Annotated in this window: 4 protein-coding genes; 1 reads left to right on the forward strand and 3 read right to left on the reverse strand. The window is 29.2% G+C overall.

The features are described 5' to 3' along the window. The 3 genes from Q0V09_RS08265 to Q0V09_RS08275 all read right to left on the reverse strand — a co-directional run. On the reverse strand, positions 1-1,341 hold a 1,341-nt coding region (locus Q0V09_RS08265), incomplete at its 3' end, for a pyruvate formate lyase family protein (RefSeq protein WP_297488415.1). A gap of 3 nt (positions 1,342-1,344) precedes the next feature. Next, complete coding sequence (locus Q0V09_RS08270) at positions 1,345-2,256, reverse strand: trans-4-hydroxy-L-proline dehydratase activase (protein WP_297406965.1); 912 nt, start codon at positions 2,254-2,256, stop codon at positions 1,345-1,347. Positions 2,257-2,274: 18 nt separating this feature from the next. Then, a complete protein-coding gene (locus Q0V09_RS08275) occupies positions 2,275-3,432 on the reverse strand; it encodes a hypothetical protein (protein ID WP_297406964.1) in 1,158 nt (385 codons plus the stop codon). A gap of 199 nt (positions 3,433-3,631) precedes the next feature. Between Q0V09_RS08275 and Q0V09_RS08280 the strand changes: the two genes are divergently transcribed. After that, positions 3,632-4,195, forward strand: coding sequence for an XRE family transcriptional regulator (locus tag Q0V09_RS08280; protein ID WP_297488418.1), 564 nt, complete (start codon positions 3,632-3,634; stop codon positions 4,193-4,195). Positions 4,196-4,345: the final 150 nt, after the last annotated feature.

The following is a 4,345-nucleotide window of genomic DNA, read 5'->3' on the forward strand; positions in this document are numbered from 1 at the left end:
TATATATGCTTCACTACCAAAAGCTCCAGTTTCAACACATCCACTTGTTCCGCCAAGTCTTGCATCTTCAATAGTTTTTCCAGCATTTAAAAGCTCTTGAATAATTGCTTCAGTATTATAAAAAGCTGGTTGTCCCCATCCTTTTCTAGAAACTTCACATGCTTTTTTCAAGAAATTTTTAGGAGTTTTTTTACTAATTTGAACATTTGAACTAGGTTGTAGAAGTTTCATTTCATCCATACATTCTAAAATTAAATAACTAATATCGTTAACTCCATCTTGACCATTAGCAGTTATACCGCCACTATTAATATTAACAAAATCAGTATATGTACTACTTTCTTTTAAAGTAACTCCTACTTTAGGAGGTGCTGGTTGATTATTAAACTTTACCCATAGACACTCAAGTAATTCTTTAGCTTTATATTCATCTAAAATATTATTTTTACAATCTTCTAAATAAAATGGATTTAAATGTTGATCTAAACGACCAGGACTATAAGCATCCCAAGGATTTAATTCTGTTGTAACACCTAGGTGGATAAACCAATACATTTGAATAGCTTGCCAATAAGTTTCAGGTTTATTTGCAGGAACAGTTTCACAATTTTTAGAAATTTGTAAAAGCTCTTCTTTTCTGATGGGATCACTTTCTTTTTCTGCTAATTCTTTAGCAAGTAAAGAGTATCTTTTACCTAAAATTATAATAGCATCACATGCTATACTCATAGAGTTTAATTGTTCCCTTTTCTTTAGGGCGTTAACATCAGTAGCAAAATCTAGATTTTTAATTTCCTCTTCAATTTCTTTTTTGTAGTCATTAAAACCTTTAGTATAAATTTCAAAGGAAGCAACAGTATGACCTGGTCCTCTTTGCTCCATAAATTCTGTGAAAATTCCGCTTTCATAACATTCTCTCCACTCAGGGGATACAGAGTTTATTATTTTATTTCTAACAGAACGTTTTTCCCAATATGGAATAATTTTAGATTTTTGAAGTTCTAAATCTTCTTCTGTAACAGCAAAACCAATAAGTTCACGATTATTCATAATGTGCATATCTTCTAAAGTATGACAACACAATTCTGGGAAAGTAGGTGAAGATTGTGGTGCATCTCCTTTTTCTCCTACAATAAGTTCACCATCATTAATACAAAGTTTTTTATTTTCCATAAAATGTTTAAAAGCAAGAGCTCTTAATTCAGGAATAGAAACACTTCCTTCATATTTCATATAAGCATCAGTCATTAAATTAGCTCTTTCAATATATATATGTGCTGGAGCTTCCACACTTTGTTGTCTTAATTTTTGTACTCTTTCATTCATACCTCTAAGCTTCATAATTTATCCCCCTATAATTGTATTTGAAAATCCATTATTAATAAACAATTTTTTTAATATTTCCATATAATCAGGAGTTGGAGTAGTTAAAAAATCTCCTTGATATTTTAAATTTAATTTATCATATTTGCTTGTTCCTAAATTATGATATGGCAATAAATTTATTTTAAAAGTTTTAATGTTTTCTTTTAAAAAATCAATAATATCTAGCATTGATTTAATATCTTCATTAACTCCACCAATTACTGGAATTCTAATATTTATATTAGCTCCTTCATCACTAATTTTTTTTAAATTATCTAGAATTAATTCATTGCTTTTCCCCATATATTTAAGGTGTTTTTGATTGTCAATTAGTTTAATGTCATATAAAAAAGTATCAATATATGGCAAAATTTTTAAATAGTTATTTAAAGGTGCAAAACCACAAGTATCAATAGCAATATTGTATCCTCTATTTTTAAGTTTTTGGACTAAGGGAAGAATAAATTCTATATTTTGTGCCATTACTTCACCCCCAGAAAGAGTAACACCTCCATAAGATTGATCATAAAAAATTCTATCTTTTTCAATTTCTTTAAAAAGTTCGTCTATATTTTTTTGTTCACCAATAAATTCTCTAGCATTGTATGGACAAAAATCTATACATGTTTCACATTGTGTACATAATTTCGTATTAGTACAGGGTTTGCCGTGAGTTGTTGCAATTGCCTTACTAGGACATCTTTTAATACAAGAAAGGCAAGATTTACATTTTTCTTTACTAAACATAAACTCTTTAGTAAAAGATTGACTTTCTGGATTGTGACACCAAATACAAGTTAAGTGACATCCTTTAAAAAAAACAGTAGTTCTAATTCCATCTCCATCGTGTAAAGAGTATTTTTGAATATTGATAATATGTGGTAAATTCATAAAGCCCCCAAAATAAATTTATGAAAACATTAAAAATAGTTTAAAAAGATAATTAGCAGCAGCCCCAGCAACAGCCCCACCAAGAAGTTGACAAAGAATAGCTGGTTTTGTAAATTGATTCTGATCCAATGTATTAAGCATTCCAATATGAGTACTTAAAAATCCACTCATACATATTCCCATTCCTGTAAAAGTAGCTACAGTTCCAGCATTTGCCAATCCAGCGTCAATAAATCCTTTAGTTAATCCCATAGCACTTCCAACAGCACCTAAAGCAGTAAAGGGATATGCAAGTAATTCTGGATTAGAGAATCCCCAAAGTAAATTGGCAATAGGTAAAAAGTGAGCTCCAACTCTAGGTAAAAGTTTAACCCCTTCGTAAGCAACTCCTAAATATTCTCCGTTAGGGCCAGCAGGACCAAATGTTAAAATCATAACTAAAGTACAAATTAAAACAGTTCCAGAAGCACAAGCTAATCCTAATGTAACACCAGATTTGGCACCATCCATAAGAGCAGCCATAAATCTTTCAAAAGCTCCACCGCTTCTAATTTCTCTAGTCTGAGAGAATTCGTCATTATTTACAACCTTCTCATCCTCTTTTCCATAATATTTTTTAGCAATAACAAGCATAACTCTCACAGAAACAATTCCTCCTATAAAAGCTCCTATATTACCAATAAGAACAGCTGGAAAATATTCACTACCAAGACTAAGCATGTAAGCTGTAACTATAAGTCCCATTCCAAAAGTAGTTCCAAGATTAGTATAAGTTGCTTTTTCAGCTTTTGAAAAATATTGGTCAAATCCTTTATCAGCAGCAAGAGATAAAATAGCAGGATTATCTGATATGTATGTAGTAACTGCCCCTAATGCAGCAGCACCAGGTAAACCAAAGACAGGTCTCATAATAGGTGATATAATTTTATTAACAAGAGCAATAATACCGAATTCTGACATAATACCAGCAGCAGCTCCAGCTAAAATAGCAACAGCCATAATATAGAAAGAAGTATTCATCAGAACATCATGTCCAGTTTTCATCATAACACTGAAAACAATACTAAGTCCCATAACCTTTCCCAAATAACCAAATAATAAAATAAATCCACCAAGAGCAACAAAAGTTTCTAAAGAAACTGATTTTTTTCTATTTGCAGCACCTTTTCCGTTCACAATATTCCCCCTACGAACACTTAATAGGACAATTATACAAGAAACATTTTTAAAAAGCAATTCATATTTATGAAATAAAGAGTTTTTTTTTCACTTGAATGAAAAAATATGACATTTGTACTAAATTTTGAAATTAGAAAAAAAAAGTGAAATATGTTATTATATATAAGAAAGAAATAGCAAAGAGAGGTTTGGAAATATGGATACATTGGGGCAGAAAATAAAAAAATTAAGGATTGAAAATAAAATTACATTGAAAGAATTAGGAGAAAAAACCAGTTTATCAGTTGGATTTTTATCACAATTAGAGAGGGGTTTAAGTACAATAGCTATAGATTCACTAGAGAAAATAGCTAGTATTTTTAATAAAGAAATATCATATTTTTTTCAGAAGCTAGAAGAAACAGGATCTGTAGTATTGAGAAGTTATAATCAAAAAACAGAAAAAATAATCGAAGATAGATTTATTTTTAAAAATTTATCAGCTAATTTGAAGGATAAAGTTATGCGTCCAAGATTAGTTCAAATTCAACCTATGAAAAAATCAGAAGAGATAAAAACGTACGGACATGAAGGAGAAGAATTCATATTTATATTAGAAGGTATTTTGACTTTAAATTTAGAAAAAGAAAAATTCAATTTATATCCTGGAGATTCAGCTCATTATAATTCTGAAATTTCACATAATTGGTCAAATGAAACAAATAATATAGTTAAATTTTTAGTTACAAGTACCCCAAATCCATTTAATGAAAAAAAATAAAAAATTAAATTATTAAGAATTAAAATTCATTGCAAAAATTTATAAAAAAGTGTAGAATGTAATGATTAAGTAATATAAAAAATAGAGTTTATATATAGAGAAGAATATATAAAAAAGGAGTGAATACGTGTTTATAGATGAAGTAATACT

The sequence above is a fragment of the uncultured Cetobacterium sp. genome (assembly GCF_947039425.1).
In the GTDB taxonomy this organism is placed as follows: Bacteria; Fusobacteriota; Fusobacteriia; order Fusobacteriales; family Fusobacteriaceae; genus Cetobacterium_A.

Coding starts and splice junctions, on each gene's coding strand:
- Q0V09_RS08270 (WP_297406965.1), bottom strand. CDS start 2,256: ATGAATTTACCACATATTATCAATATTCAAAAATACTCTTTACACGAT.
- Q0V09_RS08280 (WP_297488418.1), top strand. CDS start 3,632: ATGGATACATTGGGGCAGAAAATAAAAAAATTAAGGATTGAAAATAAA.